Annotated in this window: 16 protein-coding genes; 6 read left to right on the top strand and 10 right to left on the bottom strand. The window is 68.4% G+C overall.

The window, feature by feature from the left end:
• Window positions 1–2: 2 nt before the first annotated feature.
• From SR858_RS09545 to SR858_RS09530, 4 genes are all read left to right on the top strand, one after another.
• Window positions 3–1,715, top strand: coding sequence for a hypothetical protein (locus tag SR858_RS09545; RefSeq protein WP_026637410.1), 1,713 nt, complete (start codon window positions 3–5; stop codon window positions 1,713–1,715).
• Between the two features lie 11 nt (window positions 1,716–1,726).
• Window positions 1,727–2,344: an SH3 domain-containing protein gene (locus tag SR858_RS09540; RefSeq protein ID WP_026637409.1), complete on the top strand. Its 618-nt coding sequence runs from the start codon at window positions 1,727–1,729 to the stop codon at window positions 2,342–2,344.
• Between the two features lie 152 nt (window positions 2,345–2,496).
• The gene (locus SR858_RS09535) at window positions 2,497–3,498 is read left to right on the top strand and encodes a hypothetical protein (protein WP_019922530.1); all 1,002 of its coding nucleotides are present in this window, start codon (window positions 2,497–2,499) and stop codon (window positions 3,496–3,498) included.
• 196 nt (window positions 3,499–3,694) lie between these two features.
• Window positions 3,695–5,206 (top strand): FHA domain-containing protein, encoded by a 1,512-nt coding sequence (locus SR858_RS09530; RefSeq protein ID WP_019922529.1) that lies wholly within the window; start codon window positions 3,695–3,697, stop codon window positions 5,204–5,206.
• Between the two features lie 95 nt (window positions 5,207–5,301).
• Here SR858_RS09530 and SR858_RS09525 read toward each other — a convergent pair whose 3' ends face one another.
• From SR858_RS09525 to SR858_RS09485, 9 genes are all read right to left on the bottom strand, one after another.
• Window positions 5,302–6,198, bottom strand: a complete 897-nt coding sequence (locus SR858_RS09525; RefSeq protein ID WP_019922528.1) for a pirin family protein — start codon at window positions 6,196–6,198, stop codon at window positions 5,302–5,304.
• A gap of 103 nt (window positions 6,199–6,301) precedes the next feature.
• Complete coding sequence (locus tag SR858_RS09520; protein ID WP_019922527.1) at window positions 6,302–6,649, bottom strand: zinc ribbon domain-containing protein YjdM; 348 nt, start codon at window positions 6,647–6,649, stop codon at window positions 6,302–6,304.
• Window positions 6,650–6,722: 73 nt separating this feature from the next.
• The gene (locus tag SR858_RS09515; protein ID WP_019922526.1) at window positions 6,723–9,107 is read right to left on the bottom strand and encodes an SUMF1/EgtB/PvdO family nonheme iron enzyme; all 2,385 of its coding nucleotides are present in this window, start codon (window positions 9,105–9,107) and stop codon (window positions 6,723–6,725) included.
• A 16-nt stretch (window positions 9,108–9,123) separates the two neighbouring features.
• Window positions 9,124–11,412 (bottom strand): SPFH domain-containing protein, encoded by a 2,289-nt coding sequence (locus tag SR858_RS09510; RefSeq protein WP_019922525.1) that lies wholly within the window; start codon window positions 11,410–11,412, stop codon window positions 9,124–9,126.
• Window positions 11,413–11,522: 110 nt separating this feature from the next.
• Window positions 11,523–12,527: a hypothetical protein gene (locus SR858_RS09505; RefSeq protein ID WP_019922524.1), complete on the bottom strand. Its 1,005-nt coding sequence runs from the start codon at window positions 12,525–12,527 to the stop codon at window positions 11,523–11,525.
• A complete protein-coding gene (locus SR858_RS09500) occupies window positions 12,524–13,777 on the bottom strand; it encodes a hypothetical protein (protein WP_019922523.1) in 1,254 nt (417 codons plus the stop codon). Before SR858_RS09500 ends, SR858_RS09505 begins: the two co-directional genes overlap by 4 nt.
• Window positions 13,778–13,780: 3 nt before the next feature.
• Complete coding sequence (locus SR858_RS09495) at window positions 13,781–14,434, bottom strand: hypothetical protein (RefSeq protein WP_019922522.1); 654 nt, start codon at window positions 14,432–14,434, stop codon at window positions 13,781–13,783.
• Window positions 14,431–15,771, bottom strand: coding sequence for a hypothetical protein (locus SR858_RS09490; RefSeq protein ID WP_026637408.1), 1,341 nt, complete (start codon window positions 15,769–15,771; stop codon window positions 14,431–14,433). The genes SR858_RS09495 and SR858_RS09490 overlap by 4 nt, the downstream gene beginning before the upstream one ends.
• A gap of 104 nt (window positions 15,772–15,875) precedes the next feature.
• Window positions 15,876–19,214, bottom strand: a complete 3,339-nt coding sequence (locus tag SR858_RS09485) for a penicillin-binding transpeptidase domain-containing protein (RefSeq protein ID WP_019922520.1) — start codon at window positions 19,212–19,214, stop codon at window positions 15,876–15,878.
• A 172-nt stretch (window positions 19,215–19,386) separates the two neighbouring features.
• Here SR858_RS09485 and SR858_RS09480 point away from each other — a divergent pair, with 172 nt between their 5' ends.
• Together SR858_RS09480 and SR858_RS09475 are read left to right on the top strand one after the other, a co-directional pair.
• Entirely contained in the window at window positions 19,387–19,950 is a 564-nt protein-coding gene (locus SR858_RS09480) for a YXWGXW repeat-containing protein (protein ID WP_019922519.1), read from the top strand.
• Window positions 19,951–19,958: 8 nt separating this feature from the next.
• A complete protein-coding gene (locus SR858_RS09475) occupies window positions 19,959–20,654 on the top strand; it encodes a ribonuclease HI family protein (protein ID WP_154819889.1) in 696 nt (231 codons plus the stop codon).
• 155 nt (window positions 20,655–20,809) lie between these two features.
• Here the strand turns inward: SR858_RS09475 and SR858_RS09470 are convergent, their stop codons facing one another.
• Window positions 20,810–22,417, bottom strand: a complete 1,608-nt coding sequence (locus SR858_RS09470; RefSeq protein ID WP_019922517.1) for a methyl-accepting chemotaxis protein — start codon at window positions 22,415–22,417, stop codon at window positions 20,810–20,812.
• Between the last annotated feature and the right edge of the window lie 24 nt (window positions 22,418–22,441).

Raw genomic sequence — 22,441 nt, 5'->3', positions numbered from 1 at the left:
CCATGCCGATCTACGTCCAACACGAAGTCCTGGGCCGCATCCCCGACGTCTTCAATGCCGAAGCGATCTGGCAGGCGCCGGGCCTGGCGCTGTTCTCGCGCCGCCCGCTGCTGCGCGACCTGCTCGAACGCAGCCCTCGCGAACATCGCGGCCGCGCCCCTACCCGCTGCTTTTCGCACGTGACGCTGGTGCTGCCGCAGGAAGATGTCGACGACGACTACCACCTCACGCGCGGCGCCCGCGCCCGCGACCTGGCGCAGACGCTCGCCACGCTGCACCAGAAGGATTTCGGCGATTTGCTGGGCGGCGACCAGGTGCGCTACGACGTGGTGGGCGCCGAATCGCTGGCACCGGGTGAAATCGAAGTGCGCTTCGGCCATGCCGTGTACCTGCCCGCGCCTGGCGAAAAAGTGCTGTACGACGTCAGCGTGTCGCGCGACAGCGCGATCTGGCACCCGGTGTGCCCGATCTACCCGCACCAGCGGCTGGCCCTGATCGGCGGACAGGCGGGCCAGGGCGCCGCCGACTGGCCGTTCGGCCCGGACGGCGCCATTCTGGTCATCAACGACGGTCCCGATTCGGTGCCGGTGGTGGACATGCGTCCGCGCGGCGATTTCGACTGCCGCTACGATCCGCGCAGCGGCTACTACACCATCAAATCGCTGCGCGAGATCGACGGCGGCGGCCCGCGCCTGCTGCTGAAAATCGTCCGTAACGGCGAGCTGGCCGCAGCCAGGCCGGCCATGCCCGCAGCTATGCCCAGCTCCCTGCCGGCCCCTGACGCCGAACCGCTGCCATTGCCGGTGCCAGCGCCCATGTCCGTACAAATGCAGGCGCCAGTACCGGCATCGGTACCCATGTCCATGCAGGCGCATTCACCAATGCCGGCGCCAGCTGGCACGCCGGCACATGCAGCACCGGGCAGGACTGCGCGGCCAGCCGTCTGGCAAAGCCGCGCCGACGGCTTGCCGCTCGACCCCACCTCGATCCCGGTCAGCCACCGGCCAACGGCGCCGGCCACACTGCCGGGAGAGAGCGACGCCACCTATGCGCCGCTGGCGCAGCAACGGGTGCAACTGGTGGCGCTTGCCCTGCCGCGCCTGAGCCGCTACCGCGACACTGGCGCCGAGGCGCTGGAGCTGCCATTCGACCGGTCGCTGATGCTGAACGCCGGCGCGCACAGCGACACCGCCATCAGCTTCGTCATCGACGCCGCCGACCACCTGTACGCCGCAACAAAAGAGGGCCGGCAGCGCATCACCGCGCCTGCCACCTTCGCCCCGGTCGATGCGCGCACCATGCGCCTGCTGCCCGCCGCGCCGGCCATGGCCGACCGTTACCACGCGCTGCTTTGCCTGGCGCAGCCGGTGGGCGCGGCGGTGGCCAGCGGCGCGCGCTTCACGTTCGGTCGCAGTGCGGCGATGCTGGCGGCACTGCGCGTGCTCGATTCGCCGCGTTTCATCCGCCGCGCCGACGGTGCGCCGGGCGCCGCCAGCGCCGACCGCATCGGCCTGTCGCGCAACGCCTTCAGTTTCGAAGCCACGGACCACGGCTACCGGATCGGCCGCCTGTCGGCCAGCCAGGCGCTTTATCACCTGGACGAACGGATGGCGTTCGTGGCGATGATCGACGCCGCCGGTCCGGACAGTCTCTACCTGCTGCCCCACGGCCACCACCTGGTGGCCGGCCACTACGTGCTGCGCTTCGACGCCTGAGGGGAGCTACCATGCATACCGCCACGCTGTACACGGCCGGGGCCTTTGCGGCCGGCCTGGCGCTCACCTGGAGCCTGTGCGCGTGGCTGACGCCGCACAGCTGGTGGCGCCGGCCGAATTTGCGCGCACTGGGCCTGTCCGCTGCCGGCGCGTGGGGCTTCGGCAGCCTGATTTTGGCGGCGGCGCCTGTGGTGGCGTTGCCCGTGATGGCGTTGCCTGCGATGCCGTTGTCCGAGCTGGCTTTGCCAATGGCTGGGTTACCAGTAGCGGCGGCGCCGGTGCCAGTGTCGCCGGTGGCCGCAGCCTCAACGGTGCGGCAGCGTTCGGCGTCCACCGCCCCCACGTCGGGGATGGCGGCTGGCCCGAGCAGCGCCCGGCGCGGCGCCGAAACTGGCGTCAGGGAGCCAGGCAGACCATTCCAGGTGCACCGCGACCTCAACCTGCGCGCCAGCGCCGGCGTCGATGCGCCGCGCCTGCTCACCGTGCCGGCCGGCGCCACCGTGCTCGCCACCGGCCAGCGCCACGGCGACTGGTGGCAGGTCACGGCCAGCGTCAACGGTCAGCAAAGCACGGGCTGGGCTAGCAGCCTGTGGCTGCGCCGCAGCGATGAAGCGGCGCGCCCGGAATGATGGCCGAAGACGTGGCCCGATGCGCCGGCGCACATTCCGGCGGTCACGCCGGAAGCGGGGCCGGAACCGGGACCTGTACCGCCGCCGGGACCGCGCCGGGATTTTCAGCTAAGCTGTGGTCTTTCGCATCCCGCGCCCCGGCGCCCGCCACGATGACCCGCATCACCGACCCGCTGGACTTCGGCCCCGGCCTCGATATCGCCGCGCGCAGCTGCGCCAGCATCTGCGCGTCGCAGGCGCCGGAGAACCAGGACAACCTGCTGCTGATCGACGCCACCGGCCGCGCCACTTTTCTGCGCGACCAGGCGCCGCACAGCGTGATGGTGGCTGGCTGGCCGCTCGGCCACGTGCGGGTGGCGGTCATGGACGGCATGGGCGGCCATGGTCATGGCCGCCAGGCCGCCGAGGCGGTGGCCGAGGGGCTGCTGCGCGTGCCGGCCTGCAGCACCCAGGCGCAGCTCGACCAGCGCCTTGACGCCCTGCACAGCGGGCTGCAACAGCGCTTTCGCCATCCCGGCGACAGCCTGCGCCGGCCCGGCACCACGCTCACGCTGCTGGAAATCGCACCCGGCGGCGCGCCCCTGCTGTTCCACGCCGGCGACTCGCGCCTGTACGAAATCTCGGCCCTGGCCGCGCGCCCGCTGACGGTGGACCACGTACCGGCCACCTGCTTCGCCATGCATGGTTTGCTGGGCGAGCAGGAATGGTGGCAGCAGGTGCATGGCGAACACCGGCCACAAATCTCTCAGGCCTACATTCTCGGCAACGCCTTCGGCAATCCGCAGGTGCTGGAGGACCCGCTAATGGCGCTCGACGCGCAGCGCCTGCCACCGTACCTGCGCGACCTGGGCGACCGCCGGCAGCTGGACGTGCGCGAGGATGCGCTGTACCTGCTGGCCACCGACGGTTTCTGGTCGTGCGGCCGGCCGCTCGAATGGACGGCGCGCTGGCCAGCGCTGATGGCGCGCTCAAGCCAGACGTCCGGCGCCGCGCTCGACGCGCTGTTTGGCGAGTACGCCGACCATCCCCCGCGCGATCTGCACATCGACAACGTCACCGCCATCGTGCTGCGCTTCCACGCGCCGGCCGTGCGCCCGCGCGAAAACATTGACGAAACGGCACTGCCGGTTGCATCAATCGGCGTGCATTCGTGACAACTGAACATGGTGCGGGCGCGTGATCTGTTGTAGCGCGTCCGCAGCGGACAGCAGTCTGCAAAAATATGCGGATCAGATGCACCTTTGCATGGCAATGCGCGGCGAAACCGCATAAACTGGCGGGTATCCCATCGGTTGATTTGTCATGAAAAAATGCAGTAATGCCCAGCACCCGCACTGCACTCATTGGGTCATGCCAGGAAATCAAGCTTGCGAAGGCGGCCACGCCCAAGCCGATTCCTCCAGCTACGCCCTGCTGAGCGCCATGCGCACAACGCGTTCCGGCTTGCCCGTAACGACGCTGGGTGACGTCCATGGGGTTTCTGCCGCTCCCGCTTCCACTTCGCCAGCCGGCTACGCCCGACCGCTGCAACGCGCCCAGGCCGAACGCCCGCAACTGCACATCAGCGGCTTCGATCCGCGCGCGGCCGGTGGCCGCCAAACCCTGAAAATGGAACTGCGCGGCATGCCCGAGGCCAGCGCGCCGCAACTGGCCTTGCAGCTGCAATCCGAATTGATCCCCCACGGCGCCGCGCGCCAGCAGTTCGTGCGTGCCGTCGGCGGCGACTGGCGTCCCGTGTTCGTCGAGTTTTCGTCGCGCGACAAGGAGCATGGCCAGTACCAGATCAGCATCGAAGTACTGAGCCAGCACGCTGGTCAGGCGCCGCGCAAATGGGTGTGCACCTTCGTGATCCTGGTGCCGCGCCTGGACGCCACGCTCACCGAAATCCACCGCATCTTCCTCAGCACCCACAAGAACGTGCGCGTAATGGCCGACGACGCGTCAATCGCGCGCGTGAGCGCCAGCGGCGGCGACAGCCTCGATATCGACGTCACTGCCCGCAATGCCGGCATCGCCCACCTCGACCTGAACGCCCCGGCCGGCAAGGTGGACCTGGGCTTTTCCACCATCGCCTGGGACGAGGACCTGATCGAGATCGACATGCCGGCGGCCGGCGCGGTGCATCCGCACGCCAGCTGCGCGGCCTCGCTGGTCAATGCCGCACCCGAGGCAGGCGCCCAGCGCCAGATCCGTTTGTTCGCGGTCGAGGAATGCGTATTCGGCCGGTTCGAGCTGGTCGATCCAGAAGCGCATGCGCTGCTCACGCATTATTCGGCCGACGGCCAGGACACCAACGGCCTCACGCGCCGCCTGTCCGGCCGCCACGCAGTGATCCGCCGCGCGGGCGCCGGTTTTGAAATCGAAGACGTGTCGCGCTACGGCATCCTGCTCGATGGCGTATGGCCCGGCAAGCACAAGCCCACCGCGCTGCGGCTGGGCATGCGCATCGAGCTGACCGCCAGCATCAAGGGCGTGGCGGTATTGCAGGTCACCGCCATCATGCCGCACGGCGTGATCCTGCACCGTATCGACCACGGCGCCAGCGCCGAGTGCTACTATGTGCTGGCGCCCGACACCCATCCCGGCTTCCCGGTCAAGACCTTTGTCGCTGCGCCCCATGCAGCGGCGCTGCCCTTGCTGTTCCATGGCGCTGGCGGTTTCTGGCACCTTGACCAGCTGACCGGCAAGGAAACCGCGCTGGCGCCCACGGTGTCGCTGGAAAAACTGAGCCGCGTGCCGCGCCACAGCCGATTTGCCAGCGATGCGTATCCCGAACACTGGATCATCCGCACCGCCGGCGGCGATGTCAGCGACGGCTACCGCAACGGCTCAAACCGCGCCTACGACGCCCACACCGCCTAAAGCGAAAAAAAACTCCAGAGCAAGGCGCAGCCACGAAGACAGTACGGTAGTACGGCGAGTGGCTGCAACGCAGCTATGGAGGTTTTTTCGGCGCTCTAGAGGTAACTTGGTGCTGGCTTCTTGACCGGCAGCGGAATGAATTCCGTCTCGCCCGGCACCTTGGGAAAGCGCTGCGCTTCCCAGTCTTCCCCCGCCTGCACGATGCGCTCCTTGCTTGACGAAACGAAGTTCCACGACATGAAGCGGTGGCCGTCCAGCGGTTCGCCGCCGATCACCACGAAGTGGGCTTCGCCATCGTCCGTGGCTTTTACCCGCTGCTGCTCGGCGGTGGCCAGCAGCGCCATGTTGTGCAGTGCGAGCGGAGCGCCGTCGATTTCCACCGCGCCGCTAATCGGGTAGATCGCCGCTTCTTCCGGCAAGCCGTTCAGCGCCAGCACGTGGCCGGCCTTGAGGACGATGTCGAGGTACAGCGTGCGGCTATAGGTCCTGACCGGCGAAGTCTGGCCGAACGCGCTACCCACCAGTACCCGGATCACGGCGCCGTCGATGGCCAATTGCGGAATATCGGCGGCGGGCGTGTGGCAAAAGCCCGGTTCGTCCTCTTCGTGCGCCACCGGCAGCGCGGCCCACAGTTGCAGGCCGTGCGTACGGTGCGGGATGTCGATCAGGTCTTGCGGCGTGCGCTCGGAGTGGACGATGCCGCGCCCGGCGGTCATCCAGTTGACGGCGCCCGGCTCGATGCGCTGGAACGTGCCGAGGCTGTCGCGGTGGTCCATCGCGCCTTCAAACAGGTACGTGACGGTGGACAGGCCGATGTGCGGATGCGGACGTACGTCGTGGTCGGCGTGGGCCGGCGCCTCTACCGGACCGAAATGGTCGAAGAAGATGAACGGCCCCACCGCCTGCTTGATGGCGGACGGCAGGTAGCGGCGCACCACGAAGCCGCCGCCCAGGTCCTTCTCGTGGCCCTTGAGCAGATTGGCGATGGTCATGACTGGTCTCCCTGGTGGTAGTGTGCGATATTGGTCGGAGCCGACAATGTACACCTTTCGGCTCGCGGTTGCCTCTCCTGAACGAGGCGCTAATAGGGCAAAGTCACACCACCTTGCGCACGAATTCCGTTTTCAGGCTCATGGCGCCGAAGCCGTCGATCTTGCAATCGATATCGTGGTCGCTATCGACCAGGCGGATGTTCTTGACCTTGGTGCCTACCTTGACGGTGCCGCCACCGCCCTTGAGCTTGAGGTCCTTGATGACGGTGACGGTGTCGCCATCGGCCAGTACATTGCCCACCGAGTCGCGGTACACGCGCGGACCATCTTCAGCAGCAGCGGCGCCAGCGGTGGCGCTCCACTCGTGCGCGCACTCCGGGCACACCAGCTGCGCGCCGTCTTCGTACGTGTATTCGGAGTTACATTTGGGGCATGGTGGCAGAGAGCTCATGGGTGTGATCCTGATGTTGGTATAAGAGAGGCGGCAGTATACACCCCGCCCCCTGCCATTCCAACTATACCAACTACACCAGCTTGCGGGCCACCCGGAAGCCGACTATGTCGTTGGCCAGCAGGGCCGAATAGCCGTTGCGCACCGCCGCGCGCAGGTAGCGCGGGTTGTACAGCCACGAGCCGCCGCGCAGGATGCGGCGAGCCTGGTCGCCACCGGCTTCCCACGCGCTGCCGTCGGCCGGGGCGCCGTCGTAGGTGTCATGCACCACGTCCTGGGTCCACTCCCACACGTTGCCGTGCATGTCGAACAGGCCCCAGGGATTGGGCTGGAATGCATCCACCCTGCTGGTCCCCTGGCGGAATTCGCCGCGCGGCCCGCCGTTGTAGACGTAATTGCCATCGTAGTTGGCCTGGTCGGTGCCGATGGTGTCGCCGAAGCTGAACGCCGTTTTGGTGCCGGCACGGCACGCGTATTCCCATTCAGCCTCGCTGGGCAGGCGGTACGTCTGGCCGGTTTTTTCCGACAGCCAGCGCAGATAGCGCTGCACGTCGTGCCAGCTCACGCCCACCACAGGGTGCTCGTCGTCCTGGGCAAAGCCGGGTGCGCGCCAATCGACGTCCGACTGCGACTCCCATTCAGTGGCGCGCACGAACTGGCGCCACTGGCCCACCGTGACCGGGTACCGGCCCATCGCGAACGAATATTCGATGCCCACCCAGTGCTGCGGCCCTTCGCGCTGCAACCATTTTTTCTCGGCGCCGGCCTTCACTGCCGCCGCCTGCTCCACGTCGTGCGATCCCATCTGGAAGCGGCCGGTGGGAATCAGCACCAGGTCGGGACCGGCGCCGGCGCCGTCTATAAAACGATCGCGCAGCACGCCGCTGGCGTCGGCCACCGGGCTGGCCGGGCTGGGGATCAGGGCCGCCAGTTCGGCCGCGTGGCGCTCGGCCTGCTGCTTGCGGTGGCGATCCTGCTCGGCGCGATAAGCCGCTTCCGCCTTCAGTTGCGCGGCCTTGCGCTGCTTTTCTTCCTGCTCTTCGCGCGCCTGTTTGGCGTCAGCGTCGCGCCGCGCGGCCAGCTGTTCGCGCAGCACCTGCTTGCGGGCCAGCGCCGCCGCTTCCGCCTCGGCGCGCTGCTTCGCTTCCAGCGCGCGGCGCTGCTGGTCGAGCCGCACTTTTTCGAGGGCGGCAGCCTTGGCCTGCGCCTCGCGCCGCGCCGCCAGTTCGGCGGCTTTTGCCACGCGCTCGCGTTCGGCCGCGCGGGCCTGCTCGGCCTGGGCTGCTGCCTGCGCGGCGGCGTCCTGCTGGCGTTGCGCCGCCTGTTCGCGTTCGCGTTGCAGTTGCTGCTGTTGTTCCTGCTGTTCGCGCTGGCGCTGCCGTTGCTCTTCCCGTTGTCGCTCTTCGAGTTCCTTCTCGCGCTGCGCCGCCTGTTCGGCTTCGGACGGGCCGGCTGCGCCACGCAGGCCGGCCAGCAACTCGTTGACGGACGCCGGACGACGCTCGGCCACGATCGCAAACCCCTGTTGCAGCACCTGCCACTGGCGCTCGTTCAAACCTTGCGGCGCCGACGGCTGGAAGTCGGCCGGTCGCAGGTCGTCGAACGGCACCCGGCCCTCGAGCAACTGGTAAATCATCACCGCCACCGCATAGACATCGAGCCGGGGCGACGGCTGCCGCTGGTGCACCCCGGCTTCCGGCGCACGGTAACCCACCGTGCCGGCGTTGGGCGTTTGCAGTCCGAGGCTGCTGCCGGCGTTGCGCGCGCGCGAAGCGATGCCGAAATCGAGCAGCTTGACCTCTCCCTTCTGGGTAAGGAACACGTTGCCCGGCTTGAGGTCGCGGTGTACCAGCTTGTGCTTGTCCCAGGCGTAGGCCAGCGCATCGCCGACCGGCGACAGCAGCCGGCACACGGCGTCCAGATCGAGCGAACCTTGCTGCGCCAGGTAGGCATCGAGGTCCTGGCCTTCCAGGTATTCCATGATGATGAAGTAGCTGGACGTGGCCGGGTCTTGCGCCCACTCGTACACGCGCACGATATTTTCGTGCGCCAGCCGGCGCGCCTGGGTGGCTTCCTCGATCAGCAGCTTGGCGTGGGTGGCGCTTTGCGTAAGTTGCGGCGGCAGGATTTTGAGGGCCACGGTTTCGCTGTGGCCCAGCTCCGCGTGGGTGGCCAGGTCGGTGGCCTGCCACACCTGCCCCATGCCGCCCATGCCGATCAGCCGTTCGAGCCGGTAGCGGCGGTGCTGCGGGCCGATTTCCTGGCCTGTCATCAGGCCGAGCTCCGTACCCTGGCGCGGCGCGTGAGTGGGTGTGGCCGGCGCGGCGGCGCCTCCCGGGGGCGCGTACTCCGCATCCAGGATGGCGTTCTTGCGACGGTCGAACTCCTGCAGGCTCAATAAACCGTCTTCGTGCAGGGCCCGCAGTTCGCGGATCTTGTCTCTTGCTGTTTGCATCATCAGAGTGTAACCAACCCTACGCCAGCCCAGCGCCGCATTGCGGGCAGAACCGGTCTTCCGGATGGCCGGCGCGCTGGGCGTGGCCGTTCGGGCAGCGCCGTGCCGGCGGCAGGCCCGCTTCGGCCCAGGCGCCATGGGCATTGCCCGTGATGCCGCCGGCCACGCCGATGCCCAGCTGGCTCTGGGTGGTCAGCGCACTGGCGCTGGCCGCGTTCTGCACATTGAGCAGGTCGAGTTGGTGGCGCCGGTCCTTGTCCAGTTCCGTGTCGCGGTGGGCGCGTTCCTCGACCACGCGTTCGTAGGCCAGGCGCGCCGCTTCCACCGGCGAAACGCCCTGCTCGGCCGCCACCACCTGCGCCAGCGACTGGATCTGTTCCGGCGTCATGCCGCCCTGGATCTGCATGCGCATGATCTGGGCGACCGCCTGCGCGTTCGATTCGTTGGCAGTAGCCACCATGCCGATATCGCTCAGGCGCCCGATGGCCTCGATGCGGCTGATCTCGTGGCTTTGCTGCGACAGCAGGACGTCGTAATCGCCCTTCCAGCGCGCGAATTTTTCCTCGCGCTCGTGTTCCAGTTTTTTCAGTTCGTGCTGCCACTCGGCCTCGCGCTCGCGCTGGCGCAAGATCTGGCGCTGCTCGTCGAGGGCCAGCTGGTCGAGCGCGGCCTGCTTGCCCAGCGACTGGTTCTGGCGCGCATGGATGCCGTCCGCCTCGATGGTGCGCAGCAGCTTTTCGTACTGGGCGATGGCGTCGGCCTGCTCGCCGGTGCGGCGCAGATCCTCGATCTTCTGGCTGATCTCGGCAACTTCCACCGCGTTGGCGGCATCCTTGACCGCATCGCCGCGCAGCAGTTCGCGCTGGCGGGCCAGCGCCAGCTGATCTTCCCACTCCTGCACCCTCTCCGCCTCGCGGCGGCGCGCGGCTACCGCCACCGTCATGCCCTGGATGCGGGCGCTGTGGGCCTCGGACTCCAGTTGCAGTTCGCGCGCCTTTTCATCCTTTTCGCGCTGGCGCAGCGCCGCCAGTTCGTTCCTGCGGTGCGATTCGTCCTCGATTTGCAGGGCCTGGGCGATCTGGTTCTCGATGGCCTGCTGGCGCAATTGGTGGCCAAGGCGCTGCTGCGCCAACTGGCGCTGCTCGGCAGCGCTTTGCTGCAGCACTTCGAGTTCGGTGCGCATCTTGATCTGGGCCAGGTGGCGCACGTGCTCCCAGTCTGCCTGTTCGCCGGCGCGACCCGCCTTTTTGTGCGCCAGTTCGTGTTCGAGGTCGGCCAGCACGGTGCCGGCGCCCTTGTCGATGGCCACCTTGCGGGTTTTGGCTTCCATCACCTGGCTGTAGAGCTCCACTTCGCGCGCGCGCAGCGCCTGTACCCGTTCGCTCTCCTTGAGCGTGAGTTCGGCCTTGTGAACGTTGGCGTCCTGGCGCAGTTCGGCGCGGCGGAAGTCGGAGCGCATCTTTTGTTCTTCGCGCCAGATCGCCTGCCATTCTTCCTCGTCGTAGATCTGGTCGAGCTGCTTGACGTGTTCCAGTTGCACATGGCGCTCGTCCGCCACCAGCCATAACGTGCCGATGCGGGCGCGGTTGTGGTCGAATTTATCGTGGCGCAGGGCGGCCGTTTCCACCCGCTCCACCGCCAGGCCGTACGAGGCCAGGCGCTGTTTCAGGGCGCTCTGCAGGCGTTCGTCCAGCTGCGCGCGCAGGTCGGCGTTGCCGGCCATGTCGCGCATCGAGCGGCTGCCGACGAATTCCGCCGCCAGCTGGCGCACCGATGGCGCCAGCAGCTCCTGCAGGTGCACGGTGCTGACCACGCCGGGCACGGTCATGAAATGGCGGGCAAACGCCGCCACGTTTTCGATCTTGATGGCGACCGTGAAGCGCGCCGACACCTTCAGGTGCTCGGCCGTGTGCAGGTCGTCGAACGAAAACTCGACCGGCAGCGCGGCGCTGCGGGTGATCAGGATTTCAGCGTTCTGATTGCGCAGCAGGTGGTTCAACCGGGTGAAAAAGCCTTCGATTTCGTATTCGCCTTGCGGCACCTCGGTGGCCTTGTCCGCTTGCAGTATGTAGCCGCGGGTGGTGGCGGGCACGCGCAGGGTCTTGGTGAAGATGCCGGTCAAGGCGCTCACGCCAAAATACACGGCCAGCTCGTCGTCGCCAGGCACCCAGCGGTTATCGCGCAGGACCGGTTCGCTGCGGGGCGCGCCGAGGGTGAGGCCGCAATGCTTGCAGTAGCCCGACTGGTCGTCGCTCTTGTGCGCGCAGCGCGGGCATTTGACGCCGCCAAAACCAAACATTTGGAACATGTCAGACTCCTTCTTCGATTCATCTCGCGCGCCGCCTGCCGGCTGTCAGTGGACGATTTTAGCAGGGCGGCGCGATTCATTCAGCGCACTTCGATTCAACGCGGTTCGTTTCAAATCATGCCGATGCGGTCGATGCAGGCCACGGATGCGCCCCTTTCCCGCAAACGGGCAGCAAACCCGGGCGGCAGCGATGCTTCCCAGTCGGCCGGCAACAGCACCCGATCGCCCGGGGCCGCCATGGTCGAGATCAGGGCCAGCTTCGGCTCACGGCCCTCCACCGATTCCACCATGCCAGCATGCCACGCCCGCGAGGTGCCGGTAGCGATCAGGCGCCCGCGCGGCACGAATTCGCGCCCGCGCGCCAGCCGGTCGGCCATCACCAGCGCCAGCTGGTAAGAGCCGCCCTGGAAACGCGGCTGGCCGAAGCGCACCACCGTGCGCCAGCGTCCCAGGCCGTGGCCGTCGAAATGGCGGGCGCCGGCCAGCGCCTGGCGCACATCCTGCTGTGCGGCCAGGTCCAGCTCGGGCGCGGTAATCGTCTCTTCCTCGCCGGCGTCGTCAAGGGTGCCGGCCTCGATGGCGAACACGCTTACCTCCACCCACGCCAGCGCATCGTTGATGCCACCGCTGTGCAGCGGAAACCAGGCGCGCACGCTGGAGACGGCCGACGCCAGATCGGCATGGCCGTCCAGCGCACCCAGGTGGCCGATGGCCACCCCGTCCAAGGTCGCCTCGCTTGCCTGGCCCAGGTGCCAGCGGTCGGACCAGCCCTGCGCCATCGGCGGTGCGCTGACCGGGATCGGGCGCAGACCGCGCACCATGCGGTCGGCCAGCACGGCGGCCAGCTCCCATTCGCGCTGCCCTGAATCGGGTGCGACATCCATGCTCAGCACCACCTGGTCGCGGCTGTCGAGCCGCGCCTCGGTATGGCGCGCCAGCCGCACCACTTGCTGCATTTGTGCGGCAATGGCCGGTGCGCCGGGCACCGTGCATTTGACGTCGGCGCGGTTGGCGCGAAGGCGGCGGCTGGCGGTGATCGTCAGCAGGCGGCCGTCTGCCAGCAGGCAGGTGCAGGCCGCATTCAACGGTGTGGGGGTCATCGAGAGCGTGGTCACAGTGCGGGCTCCTGGCGGGGGACGTATGGGGCGCGGCGCAGCGCCAGGCCGGTTTCGAGGTTGGCACAGATGCGGTCCGCTTCATCGAGCAGCGCGGTCCATTCCTCGCTGCTGGCCAGGTGCAGTCGCGCCAGCAGCGACCAGGCTTCGTCCAACGCGGCCACGGCGATTGCGGTGGCCGCGGTCCGACGGTCCTGGTCGGCAGCGCCCAGCGGCTGGTCGGGCGCGGCCCAGGCCAGCGACGGCATGGTGTCCACGTTCAGGGTTGCCATGTCGAGGCGCAGCAGAAGCGACTGGTGCGCCTGGAAGATTGCCGGTCCCTGGGGCAGCACCAGCAAGCGCAGGTGGCGGCTCAGTACCGGCAGTTCCACGAACAGGCGGCGCAGGCTGGCGGCGTCCTGGCGGGCATGGGTCTCCGGCTGCTTCGGCGGCGGCTGCGTCGGCGGCTCGGGCTGGAGCCGGGGTTCGGGCTCGGTCGCTGGGGGTATCGAATGGAATGCAGGCTGCGTTGCGGTCTGCGATGCAGCATCTGCGGTGGCCGACAATGCAGCGGGCGTTGTTGACTTCACGGTCGGCTGCTTGGTCGGCCTCGAGATCGGCTGTGATCCGGACTGTGCCAAGGCGGCTTGCATGGCGTCGTCGGCCGCCACGCTGGCTGCCAAGGCCCGCGCCCGCAGCACGTCTGCGAAATCAACTTGCCCGCCCAAATCCACCGGTACGCAGTCATCCACGGTCAAACCGTAGCGTGTGTACAGCAGTTGATTGAAGCCGGCGCGGAACGCGTGCCATTCCTCCAGCGTGGTGCACGGCGGCAGGTCGAGCGCGCCGTGCGCCAATTCACCCTGCAAGGCGGTTTGCAGCGCCGCGCCCAGATCGGCCAGCGACAGCCGCCCGCCCTGCTCATGGTGCTCGGCATACAGGAACAGGTCGAAGCGCTGCTGCTCCGCGTGTGGATTGGGCGCATCGACCAGCAGGCGTACGCGCAGCCCCCACTCGGGTGCGGCGGCAAACGGCGCCAGGTCCACCGTGTAGGGGCCGGGGTGAAAGCAGAACACGGTATCGCCGGGCGAAGACGCCACCTTGCCGGGCGCCAGCCGGCGCGCCTGGCCGGAGGAGCCGAACACCACCAGCACTGTGCCCGGTGGCGCCACGTCGCCGGCATCCAGCCGCAGCGCCACCAGGCCGGCACCCAGATCGGCGATGGCTGCAGTATTGGCGGACGGCTTGCCGCGCAGCGAGAACCAGCCCATAAGCTACAACGCCGCCGGTGGCGCCGGCAGCACCGTGAAGTTGGCGCCGTGCAGCTGGAAATGCGGCGCCGGGGCGGTGGCGAACGGCCAGGCGCATTCGCACTCGCCGTCGGCGTCGAGCCGGCCATGCAGCACGGTGGCGCCGCTGCCGTCGATCACGCGCAGCAGCGGTTGTTCGCCAAGCAGGCGCGCGGCGAACGGCGCCTGCGCCGACAGCGCCAGGATCACCTGCCAGCCGCCATCCTGCGCCACGAAATGCAGGGTCCAGCAATTGTCGTCGGTGACCAGCGAGGCCAGTGCATCAGCCGCAGTGGATGCCGCGCGCAGCATGCCGGTGCTGCCGCACCAGTTGGCATCGTTGGCGGCGACAGGGGCTGTCGAATTGCCGGTCGCGATGGCACTGGCAGGCCGGTCCTTCACTCGGCCTTGCAGCGACAACTGGCGAAACCGCCGCAGCGTGAGCGGCGACGCGGCCAGCGCCGTGCGCTCGTTCGGCGTGAGCAGGCGGGTGCCGGCCAGCGCTGCCAGCAGCGTGTCGTCGGCCAGCACCAGGCGGTCGCGCGCCGAGCTGCTTGCCGGCGTTAGCAGCGCGCGCTCCTGCAGGCGCAGCGCCAGCGCTTCCTGTTCATCATGTGAGGTCAACTCGTTCTCCTTCATTGCGCCGGCGTGGCGTTCAATACACTGGCTGCGCGCAGCTTGTTGATGGCCCGGTCGCGGCGCTTGCGCAGGGTGGGCATGGAAATGCCGTCCAGCGCCGCCAGTTGCGACAGCGTGGGCAGTTCGCCCGTCGCCGGATCGCACCAGGCGTCCGGGTACGTGTCGTCGGCGGCGCCCAGCAGCTTTTGGTACACGGCCAGCCGGATCGGCAGCGATTCCTCGCTCAATATCCGCAGCAATCGGCTGCCCTCCGCCTGCGCGCCGCGCGCCAGTTCCATGTAGCGGGGGGGCAGGGAAAGGCCGGTGGCCAGTTGCTGTTCGGCGGCCTGCTGTACCGGATCGGGCAGCATGGCTTGAGGAGGATCGTCGTGCTGATCCCCGGCGTCGTCCACTTCTTCGTCGTCTGATTGGGGAGGTGCAGGCACAAGGCGGTCCTCGTCGAACATCCCGCCCCCGGCTTCATGCGCGGCCGAGTCGCCCATCACGCGCCAGTAGTCCTCCAGCCACGCGGCGGCCTCGCCGGCTTCGCCCTGCCAGCCTTCAGCGCGGTCCAGGTTGGACGACAGCTCCTCGTAGTCGCCGATCTCCAGCAACATCACGCCGATCTTGTCCGGGCTGTTTTTGAGGCTGGCGAAGCGCTTCGAACGGGTGTGCAGCGGCCCCGGGGCGCCGCCGTATTCCTCCAGCGACGCGCTCCAGTTGACGATCCATTCGGCCTTGCAACCGGCGATGGACTTCATTTGCCGCGCTTCGATCGGCATCGCGTCGAGCGCGCGGTCCAGGATGGCGCCAACCTGGGCGCGATGGTCGTGCCAGTTGCCGAACAGGCGGGCGATATCGCGGTAGGCCTTGTCCAGCATGCGGTAAGTATAGATTTTGTTGGGCGAGCAGTCGCTTCCCGTAGCGACGATGTAGTTGTCGGCGTCCACCCGGTCGCGCAGGCCCGCGTACATATCGTTGACCTTCTTGCGCAGCACGCCGTCAGCGGCGGGGTCGCGCCAGAAGGCGCCGCTGCGGCCATGCTCGGCGACCAGCGTGGCGACAAACGCGTCCCAGAACGCCGGATACGCCTGCAATTCGAAAGCCAGTGCCAGGGCCAGTTCGGCTACGGTCTCGCCGTAGCTGTTTCCCTCCATCTCGCCGCGCGCGGAGCGGGCGTGCGCGCGCAGGGCCGCAGCCAGCGCCCCGGTGTAAGCATCGAGCAAAACGCCGTGCTGCGCCGGATCGAGCACCAGCGCAACATCGAGCCGGCGGAACGCCTGCAGGGAACACAGCCCAAGCAGCTTGCGCACTTGTTCCCAGCCGTGCTCCTGGTACCGGGTTCCTGGCAAACGCATACAGTCCTGTCGTGAATAATCAATCGAAATGCGCAGCGGGGTTGACACCCGCGCGCCCGATCATCATGCCACAGCCAGGTCGCGCCATTATCGCGTTTACAAGGCTATTTTCCCCTCTGTTCGGCGTTCTGCCCTGCCAGGGTAGCCAGCACGGCCGCCACTACCGGCGCCGCATGGCCGCCGCCGGTGCTATCCGAGTGGCTCACAAAAGCCGCAAATGCCAGCCGGTGGGCCTGGCCAGGCAAGGTGCCCGGTTCCAGCCAGCCCGTAAACCACACGGTGGCAGTGTCGTCGCCGGTGGGCGCCGTGCCGGTCTTGCCATACAGGCCGGGGCGCACGGCGGCCAGCGCGGGGCCGCCGAATGCCCCGGCGCCGGTGCCCGCATCGACCACACCCTTCATGCCGGCGCGGATGCGGTCCAGCCGTACGCCGGTAGGCGCCATCGCGGGAATTTCACTTTGACGGCCGTCGAGATCGAGCAGCAGCCGGGGCACGACCAGCCGGCCCTGCCCCACCGCCGCCGAAGCCAGCGCCATGTGCAGCGGCGTGACCTGCATGCGCAGGCCGATCGCCATCTGGCGCAGTTCGTGGCGGCTGTGGATGGTGTCGATATGGGCCGGCGTGGCTTGCAGCGCATCCCAGGTACGCCAGTCGAAGTCCGATGGCAGCAGGCCGCCGTCGAGCCGCACCGGCTGCTCGAAGCCGAGCCGGTGCGCCGCCGCGACGATGGGCCGTACGGTGTCGAGCGCATCGGCGTCGAGCGCCTGCACGCCGGGCGCGCCGCCGTCGGACCGGCCGAACAGGCTGCGGTCGCTCAACTCGCCGGCCCAGGCGAACCAGGTATTGAGGCTGTAAGTCAGCGCCTGCGCCAGTCCCAGCCGGCCATCCTGCGCGCGCCGGTCCAGGCCCTGCTCGCGGTAGTTGGTGATGCGCGCTTGCCGGGGCTCCTGCGGATACGTGGGGGAGCCGGTCTGAAAGCCGAAGCCGCGCTGGCGCGCCAGCGCGTTGATGGTTGGCAGTGGCAAGCCGGCCAGCAGCGCATCGAGCTGGCGATCCTTTTGCGCTGCCATTTCCAGCCCCAGCGCGCTGATCACCTTGAAGGTGGAACCGGGGCTCTGGTGCGCGCCGCCGTCGTGCTGCAAGGCCGGCAGACGCAGCGCGCTGCGGGCGGGATTGGTGCGGTCGTGGTCGCGCGCTTCGGTCCAGTTGGCCGCATTGACCTCGCCGCCGCCGCCGCTGGCCGCTGCCAGCACGTCGCCGGTTTCGGTGTCGAGGATGACCAGGCCGGCACGGCGCGCTTGCGATATACGCTGTACCACCGGCCCGTCCGCGCAGCCGGCGCCGGTCCAGCGGCCCTGGCGCATGCCCACGCATTCGAGGATGCGCTGGCTCAGCGCCTGCAACGGCAGGTCGAGCGTCAGCGTGGCCGTCACTGGCGCCCCGGCCGTCGGCAACCGGGCCAGCATGCCGGCCACGCTGCTGGCGTGTTCCGGGCCAAGCCCGAGCAACGGCGCCAGGCCGGCGGCGCTGGCAGCTTCGGTGGGCGCACCATCTTTCCACAGCGGCACGCCGTGGCGGTCGGACAAGCGCACCGGCGACGGCGCGGCGACCGGAGCCGACGCGCCGCCGGCCAGCGGCTGCCATGCCAGCTTGCCACCGGCCACGCGCAGGTGACGATACTGCTCGTCGTCCGGTGCGCTGAAGGCCAGCGGGCGCACATTGATCGCCACCTCGCGCACGCCAGTCTGCAAGGTCAGCGACACCTCCTGTACATCGCCGGGACCAGTGCAGGCGCGTCCGGTGCAGGCGGGAACAGCGCGCATGGCGGCGCCGCTGCTGCCGACCACCGTGCCCGCCACCAGCAGGCGCAGCACCTCGCCGCCAGTTGCCGCTTGCGGCAAGTTCACGGCCAGCCGAACCAGCGGCGCCGGCCTGCTGTTGCCGTTGCCGTTGCCGTTGCCGTTGCCGTTGCCGCCAGCACTACCCTCGCCCGCTGCCGGCCAGCGTGCCACCCGCGTCCACGGCTGCCAACCTTGCGGCAAGGTAGCGAACAGGCGCGCCGCTGCCACCGGCATGCGCGTGGTGGTCGCCACCATCACCGGGCCGCTGTCACCGCTGCTGCCACCCCGCCCGCCGCCATCCACGCTGGCGCGCCACTCCAGCGCCGCTGAGGCATCGCCACGCAGGCGCCATGCCAGCAAGCGCCGTTCACCGTTGAAGATATCGACCTGCTGCCGCACGTATGCGCCGTCGGCCTGTTGGTACAGGCGCTTGAACAGCTTGTCGGTTACCGCGCCGGGCGCGATATGGCGCCAGTCGTCCAGCTGCGCCACGCGGTCGGCCGGGCTGGCGGCCAGCCATTGCGGCAAGTCGCGTGGCGCCAGGTCGATCACGCCGGCGGCGGTCAGCCGCAGCAGGCCGGCCGCTTGCAGGGCGCCAAACAGGGCCTGGTCTTCCAGCACTGGCGCGGCGCCGGCGGGCACCCGGTAACTGCCGGGTGCAAGACGCGTGCGCACCGCAGCGCCGCGTGCGGGAAATGCCACCACCAGGGCGGTGGCCGCATCGACGGCCGCAGGCGCGGCGCGCCGGTACAATTGCACCAGCAGTTCTCCTGCGCGCGGGCACAGCATATTGGCGCGCCGCTCCAGCCGCAGCGCCGAGGCGGCGCCCCACAGCAACCAGCCCTGCCGGCGTAGCGCGACCTGACCAGATGCGCCCTGCTCCACCTGGCCCAGGCTGGCGTCGCCGATCCAGCGCGCCTGGCCCTGGCGGCTGCGCCACGAAAGGCTCAGAGGCTCGGCCAGCGGATCGGCGAAATCGGCACGGGCATTGCCTTCGATACGCACTTGCGGCATGGCGTCGAGGCCCGCGCCGCTGTCGGACACCAGCAGCACATTGCGCAGCGCGGCCGGCGTACCCGACGCGAGATTATCAGCCACCTGGCGCTCGACGTCGGCAAACCGTTCGCCCAGGCGCAGCGGCAGCAGGCGCGCATCGCCAGGATGAGCGGGACTGCGTAACTGGCTGCACAAATCCACCCGCACCACCGGCGCAGCCTCCATGCCGGCCAATACCAGCAACGCGCCGTCGGCATGCAGGCTGGTGGTGGCGCCAGCGCGTTCCGGCACGGTGAAGGCGGCACCGGGCAAGACGGTGCGCAGGGTATCGACCGGCTGCGTCGAGCGCGCCGGTGCGGCAGCGCCCAGGTGGCGCGCATGGCCCACGATCAGCGCGCCGCCAACAAGCGCCAGCAACACGGCCAACGTGGTCCACAGCCAGGCGGAGCGGCTTGATGGCAGCGCCACGGCGGCAGCGCGGTTAGCCACTAGCGCAAGTTCCGGCCGCGCACGCAGCCGGTCGCCGGTGCGCAGGTTGGCCTGGCGGCGGCGCGCGCGGCGGCGCTCGGCCCACGCCTGCAAAAAGTGGCTGAATAATCGCGGCATCCGGCTCTCGGGTTCAATGGGTGACAGCGCGGTTTAGCAGGGGGAGACGGAAAGTGGCGTGTCGCTTACAATTCCGCCCTGACTTTGTGTCATATGTAAAAAGTTGCATCAATCAGCGGTGCTCAATATCGCGCTTGCTATATTGGATTCATCTGCAAACCGGAGACACATCATGACCACACGCTCGCACACCGTTTTCGCCGCCGCCCTGCTGGCCTTGAGCGCAGCGGCCTTTACTCCCACGATCGCCTCCGCCCAGGTGGGCGTGAGCGTGGTGATCGGCCAGGCGCCGCCACCGTTGCGCTACGAGCGCGTGCCGCCACCGCGCAGCGGCTACATCTGGTCGCCCGGCTACTGGGACTGGCGCAGCAACCGCCACGTATGGATCGGCGGCGACTGGGTGGCCGTGCGTCCCGGTTACGTCTATTCGCAGCCGCACTGGGTGCAGCGCCAGGGCCGCTGGTACCGCGAGCAGGCCCGCTGGAACCGTGGCCCCCACGGCGACCGCGATCATGACGGCATCCCCAACCGCTACGACCACCACGACAACCGGGGCCACTACCGTGACGACCGCCGCGACTACCGCAACGACCATCGCGGCGATCATCGCGGAGACAACCGGGGCCGGGGCGACCGCGATCACGACGGTGTGCCGAACCGCCATGACCGCGACCGCGATGGTGACGGCGTTCCCAACCGCCACGACAACCGTCCCGACAATCCTCGCCGTAATTAATGACATCGATGCAGCAACCTGACGAGTTTGAAACGCTGGCCACGGCCGCCTTCCACGGCGAGCGCGTGGCCGCGCGCCGTTTGGCCACGCGCGCGCGCCTCCCCGAAGCACAGGCGCTGCACCAAATACTGACGCTGGCGGCAAGCCAGGGCGGGCTGGCCGATCTGGCGGCGCTGCTGGCAGTGCGTACGCAAGCGAGACAGCTTGACGAGGAACGCCGCGCCGCGCACCGCGCGCAGCAGGCCGACCAGCTCGCGCAGCGCAAGGCGCAACGGACGCCGCCACAGGACCGCTGGCGCGGCTGGTTCGACGGCTCGGCCCACCCCAACCCGGGCCGCATCGGCATCGGCGCCCTGCTGTGCGGGCCTGGTGGTGAACGCATCGAAATCAGCCGCCGCGCCGGCCACGGCAACAGCGGCGAGGCCGAATACCTGGCCCTGACCGCGCTGCTGGAAGCGGCCGTGGACGCGGGCGCGCACGACCTGCTGCTGTACGGCGACAGCCAGGTGGTGGTCAACGATGTCAATGCGGGAGGCGAAGCGACCGGCGCAATCGGCCTCGAAGAACACCGCGCCCGCGTGCTGGCGCTGATGGAAAAAGTAAGCACCAGCCGCCTGCACTGGGTGCCGCGCCATCGCAACGGCGACGCCGACCGCCTGTCGCAACAGGCTATCGAACAATCGCCGGCCGAGGAAGAAGACTGAGGGTCTGTCGCAACAAGGATGAGGCAGCCGATTGCAATGCCTCGGTGACGGCGGCAAGGCGCGACCAGGAAGCATGGCAGGCCATGCGATGACCGGCTACGCCGGCCCCGCTGTCGAGGCGCGCAAGCAGCACCTCATTCACTGCCGGGATGACTCTAAGTGATCTGCAACGCCGCCTTGCGCGGCCTGGCGCCCGGGCGCGACTGGTACGCCACTCCTTCCACCTTGAACACCGCCACCGCCTGCGCCAGCACGGCCGCCTGCTGCTGCATCGATTCCGCCGCAGCGGCGGCCTGCTCGACCAGCGCGGCGTTCTGCTGGGTCACGGCGTCCATCGAACCGATGGCCTGGTTGACTTCGTTGATGCCGGCGCTTTGCTCGGTGGTGGCGGCGGTAATTTCGGTGATGATGTCGCTCACGCGCGCCACGCTGCTGACGATGTCGTCCATCGTGGCGCCCGCGTCGGCCACCAGCTTGCTGCCCTGGTTGACCTTGTCCACCGAGTCGCCGATCAGTTGCTTGATTTCTTTCGCGGCCGACGCCGAGCGCTGCGCCAGGTTGCGCACTTCCGACGCCACCACCGCGAAGCCGCGTCCCTGCTCGCCGGCGCGCGCCGCTTCCACGGCAGCGTTCAGGGCCAGGATATTGGTCTGGAAGGCGATGCCGTCGATGACGGCAATGATATCGACTATCCGGCGCGACGATTCATTGATCGAATCCATGGTGTCCACCACCTGCGACACCACCTGCCCGCCCTTCACCGCCACCTGCGACGCCGATGCCGCCAGCTGGTTGGCCTGGCGCGCGTTGTCGGCATTGTGTTTGACGACGGACGTCAACTCCTCCATCGACGACGCGGTTTCCTCCAGCGCGCCAGCCTGCTGCTCGGTGCGGCGCGACAGGTCCTGGTTACCCTCGGCAATTTCGGTGGACGACGTGGTGATATGGTCGGTACCGCTGCGCACCTCGGCGACGATGCCCAGCAGGCTGGCGTTCATCTCCTTCAGTGCGCCCAGCAATTGTGACGTTTCGTCGGTGCCTCGATCATCGATGTGGCCGGTGAGATCGCCGCTGGCCACGCGGCGGGCCGCCACCACGGCCGCACGCAGCGGCCCGGTGATGCCGGAGGTGAGCAGCCAGGCGCACAGCACGCCGAAGGCCAGCATCAACGCCGCCAGCACCAGCAGCAGGTTGCGGCTGCTGTCGGCCACGCCATCGATATGGGCGGCAGTGGCGTCGATCCGGGCGCGCTGCATCTTGAGCAGATCGGCGATCAGGGCCTGGTACTTGGCGGTGCCGGGGACGAACACGGTATCGAACACACGCTGCGCCTGTTCCAGGTCGCCGTCCGCCTTGAACTTGCTCAGTTCATCGCGCGAAGACAGGTAGATCTTGCGCTGCGCGCCGATACGGGCGAACAGTTCCTTCTCGTCCGGTTCGGTGATCAGTTCTTCGATCTTTTTCTGGTATTCGGACGAGCGCGCCGACGACGACTTCGCCTCATCGGCAAAATACGTCGCCAGGCTGGCGTCGGTGCTGCGCGCAATTGCCGTGGTACGCTTGATAGCGCTATCAATATTACTGGACCAATCGCCGATCATGCGCTCCTTGGCCAGCGGCACCTGCATCATGTCGGCCGTGGCCGACGCCACGCCCTGCAAACGCCACACGCCGATGCCGGTGATCACCATGGCAAACGCCAGGATGACCGTAAACCCCAGCGCCAGGCGCTTGCCGATACTGATATTCGCCAACATATTCATTCTTGCCCTTTGGTTCAAAAACAA

Origin of the sequence: Duganella zoogloeoides, from assembly GCF_034479515.1 — a bacterium.
Taxonomy (GTDB): Bacteria; Pseudomonadota; Gammaproteobacteria; order Burkholderiales; family Burkholderiaceae_D; genus Rugamonas; species Rugamonas zoogloeoides.
The sequence above is the reverse complement of the archived record's forward strand: the minus strand, read 5'-3'. Positions and strand labels throughout refer to the sequence as shown.

Excerpts from the sequence above, each read along its gene's own strand:
- SR858_RS09545 (WP_026637410.1), top strand. The coding sequence starts at position 3 with ATGCCGATCTACGTCCAACACGAAGTCCTGGGCCGCATCCCCGACGTC.
- SR858_RS09540 (WP_026637409.1), top strand. The coding sequence starts at position 1,727 with ATGCATACCGCCACGCTGTACACGGCCGGGGCCTTTGCGGCCGGCCTG.
- SR858_RS09535 (WP_019922530.1), top strand. The coding sequence starts at position 2,497 with ATGACCCGCATCACCGACCCGCTGGACTTCGGCCCCGGCCTCGATATC.
- SR858_RS09530 (WP_019922529.1), top strand. The coding sequence starts at position 3,695 with ATGCCAGGAAATCAAGCTTGCGAAGGCGGCCACGCCCAAGCCGATTCC.
- SR858_RS09525 (WP_019922528.1), bottom strand. The coding sequence starts at position 6,198 with ATGACCATCGCCAATCTGCTCAAGGGCCACGAGAAGGACCTGGGCGGC.
- SR858_RS09520 (WP_019922527.1), bottom strand. The coding sequence starts at position 6,649 with ATGAGCTCTCTGCCACCATGCCCCAAATGTAACTCCGAATACACGTAC.
- SR858_RS09515 (WP_019922526.1), bottom strand. The coding sequence starts at position 9,107 with ATGATGCAAACAGCAAGAGACAAGATCCGCGAACTGCGGGCCCTGCAC.
- SR858_RS09510 (WP_019922525.1), bottom strand. The coding sequence starts at position 11,412 with ATGTTCCAAATGTTTGGTTTTGGCGGCGTCAAATGCCCGCGCTGCGCG.
- SR858_RS09500 (WP_019922523.1), bottom strand. The coding sequence starts at position 13,777 with ATGGGCTGGTTCTCGCTGCGCGGCAAGCCGTCCGCCAATACTGCAGCC.
- SR858_RS09495 (WP_019922522.1), bottom strand. The coding sequence starts at position 14,434 with ATGAAGGAGAACGAGTTGACCTCACATGATGAACAGGAAGCGCTGGCG.
- SR858_RS09490 (WP_026637408.1), bottom strand. The coding sequence starts at position 15,771 with ATGCGTTTGCCAGGAACCCGGTACCAGGAGCACGGCTGGGAACAAGTG.
- SR858_RS09485 (WP_019922520.1), bottom strand. The coding sequence starts at position 19,214 with ATGCCGCGATTATTCAGCCACTTTTTGCAGGCGTGGGCCGAGCGCCGC.
- SR858_RS09480 (WP_019922519.1), top strand. The coding sequence starts at position 19,387 with ATGACCACACGCTCGCACACCGTTTTCGCCGCCGCCCTGCTGGCCTTG.
- SR858_RS09475 (WP_154819889.1), top strand. The coding sequence starts at position 19,959 with ATGCAGCAACCTGACGAGTTTGAAACGCTGGCCACGGCCGCCTTCCAC.
- SR858_RS09470 (WP_019922517.1), bottom strand. The coding sequence starts at position 22,417 with ATGAATATGTTGGCGAATATCAGTATCGGCAAGCGCCTGGCGCTGGGG.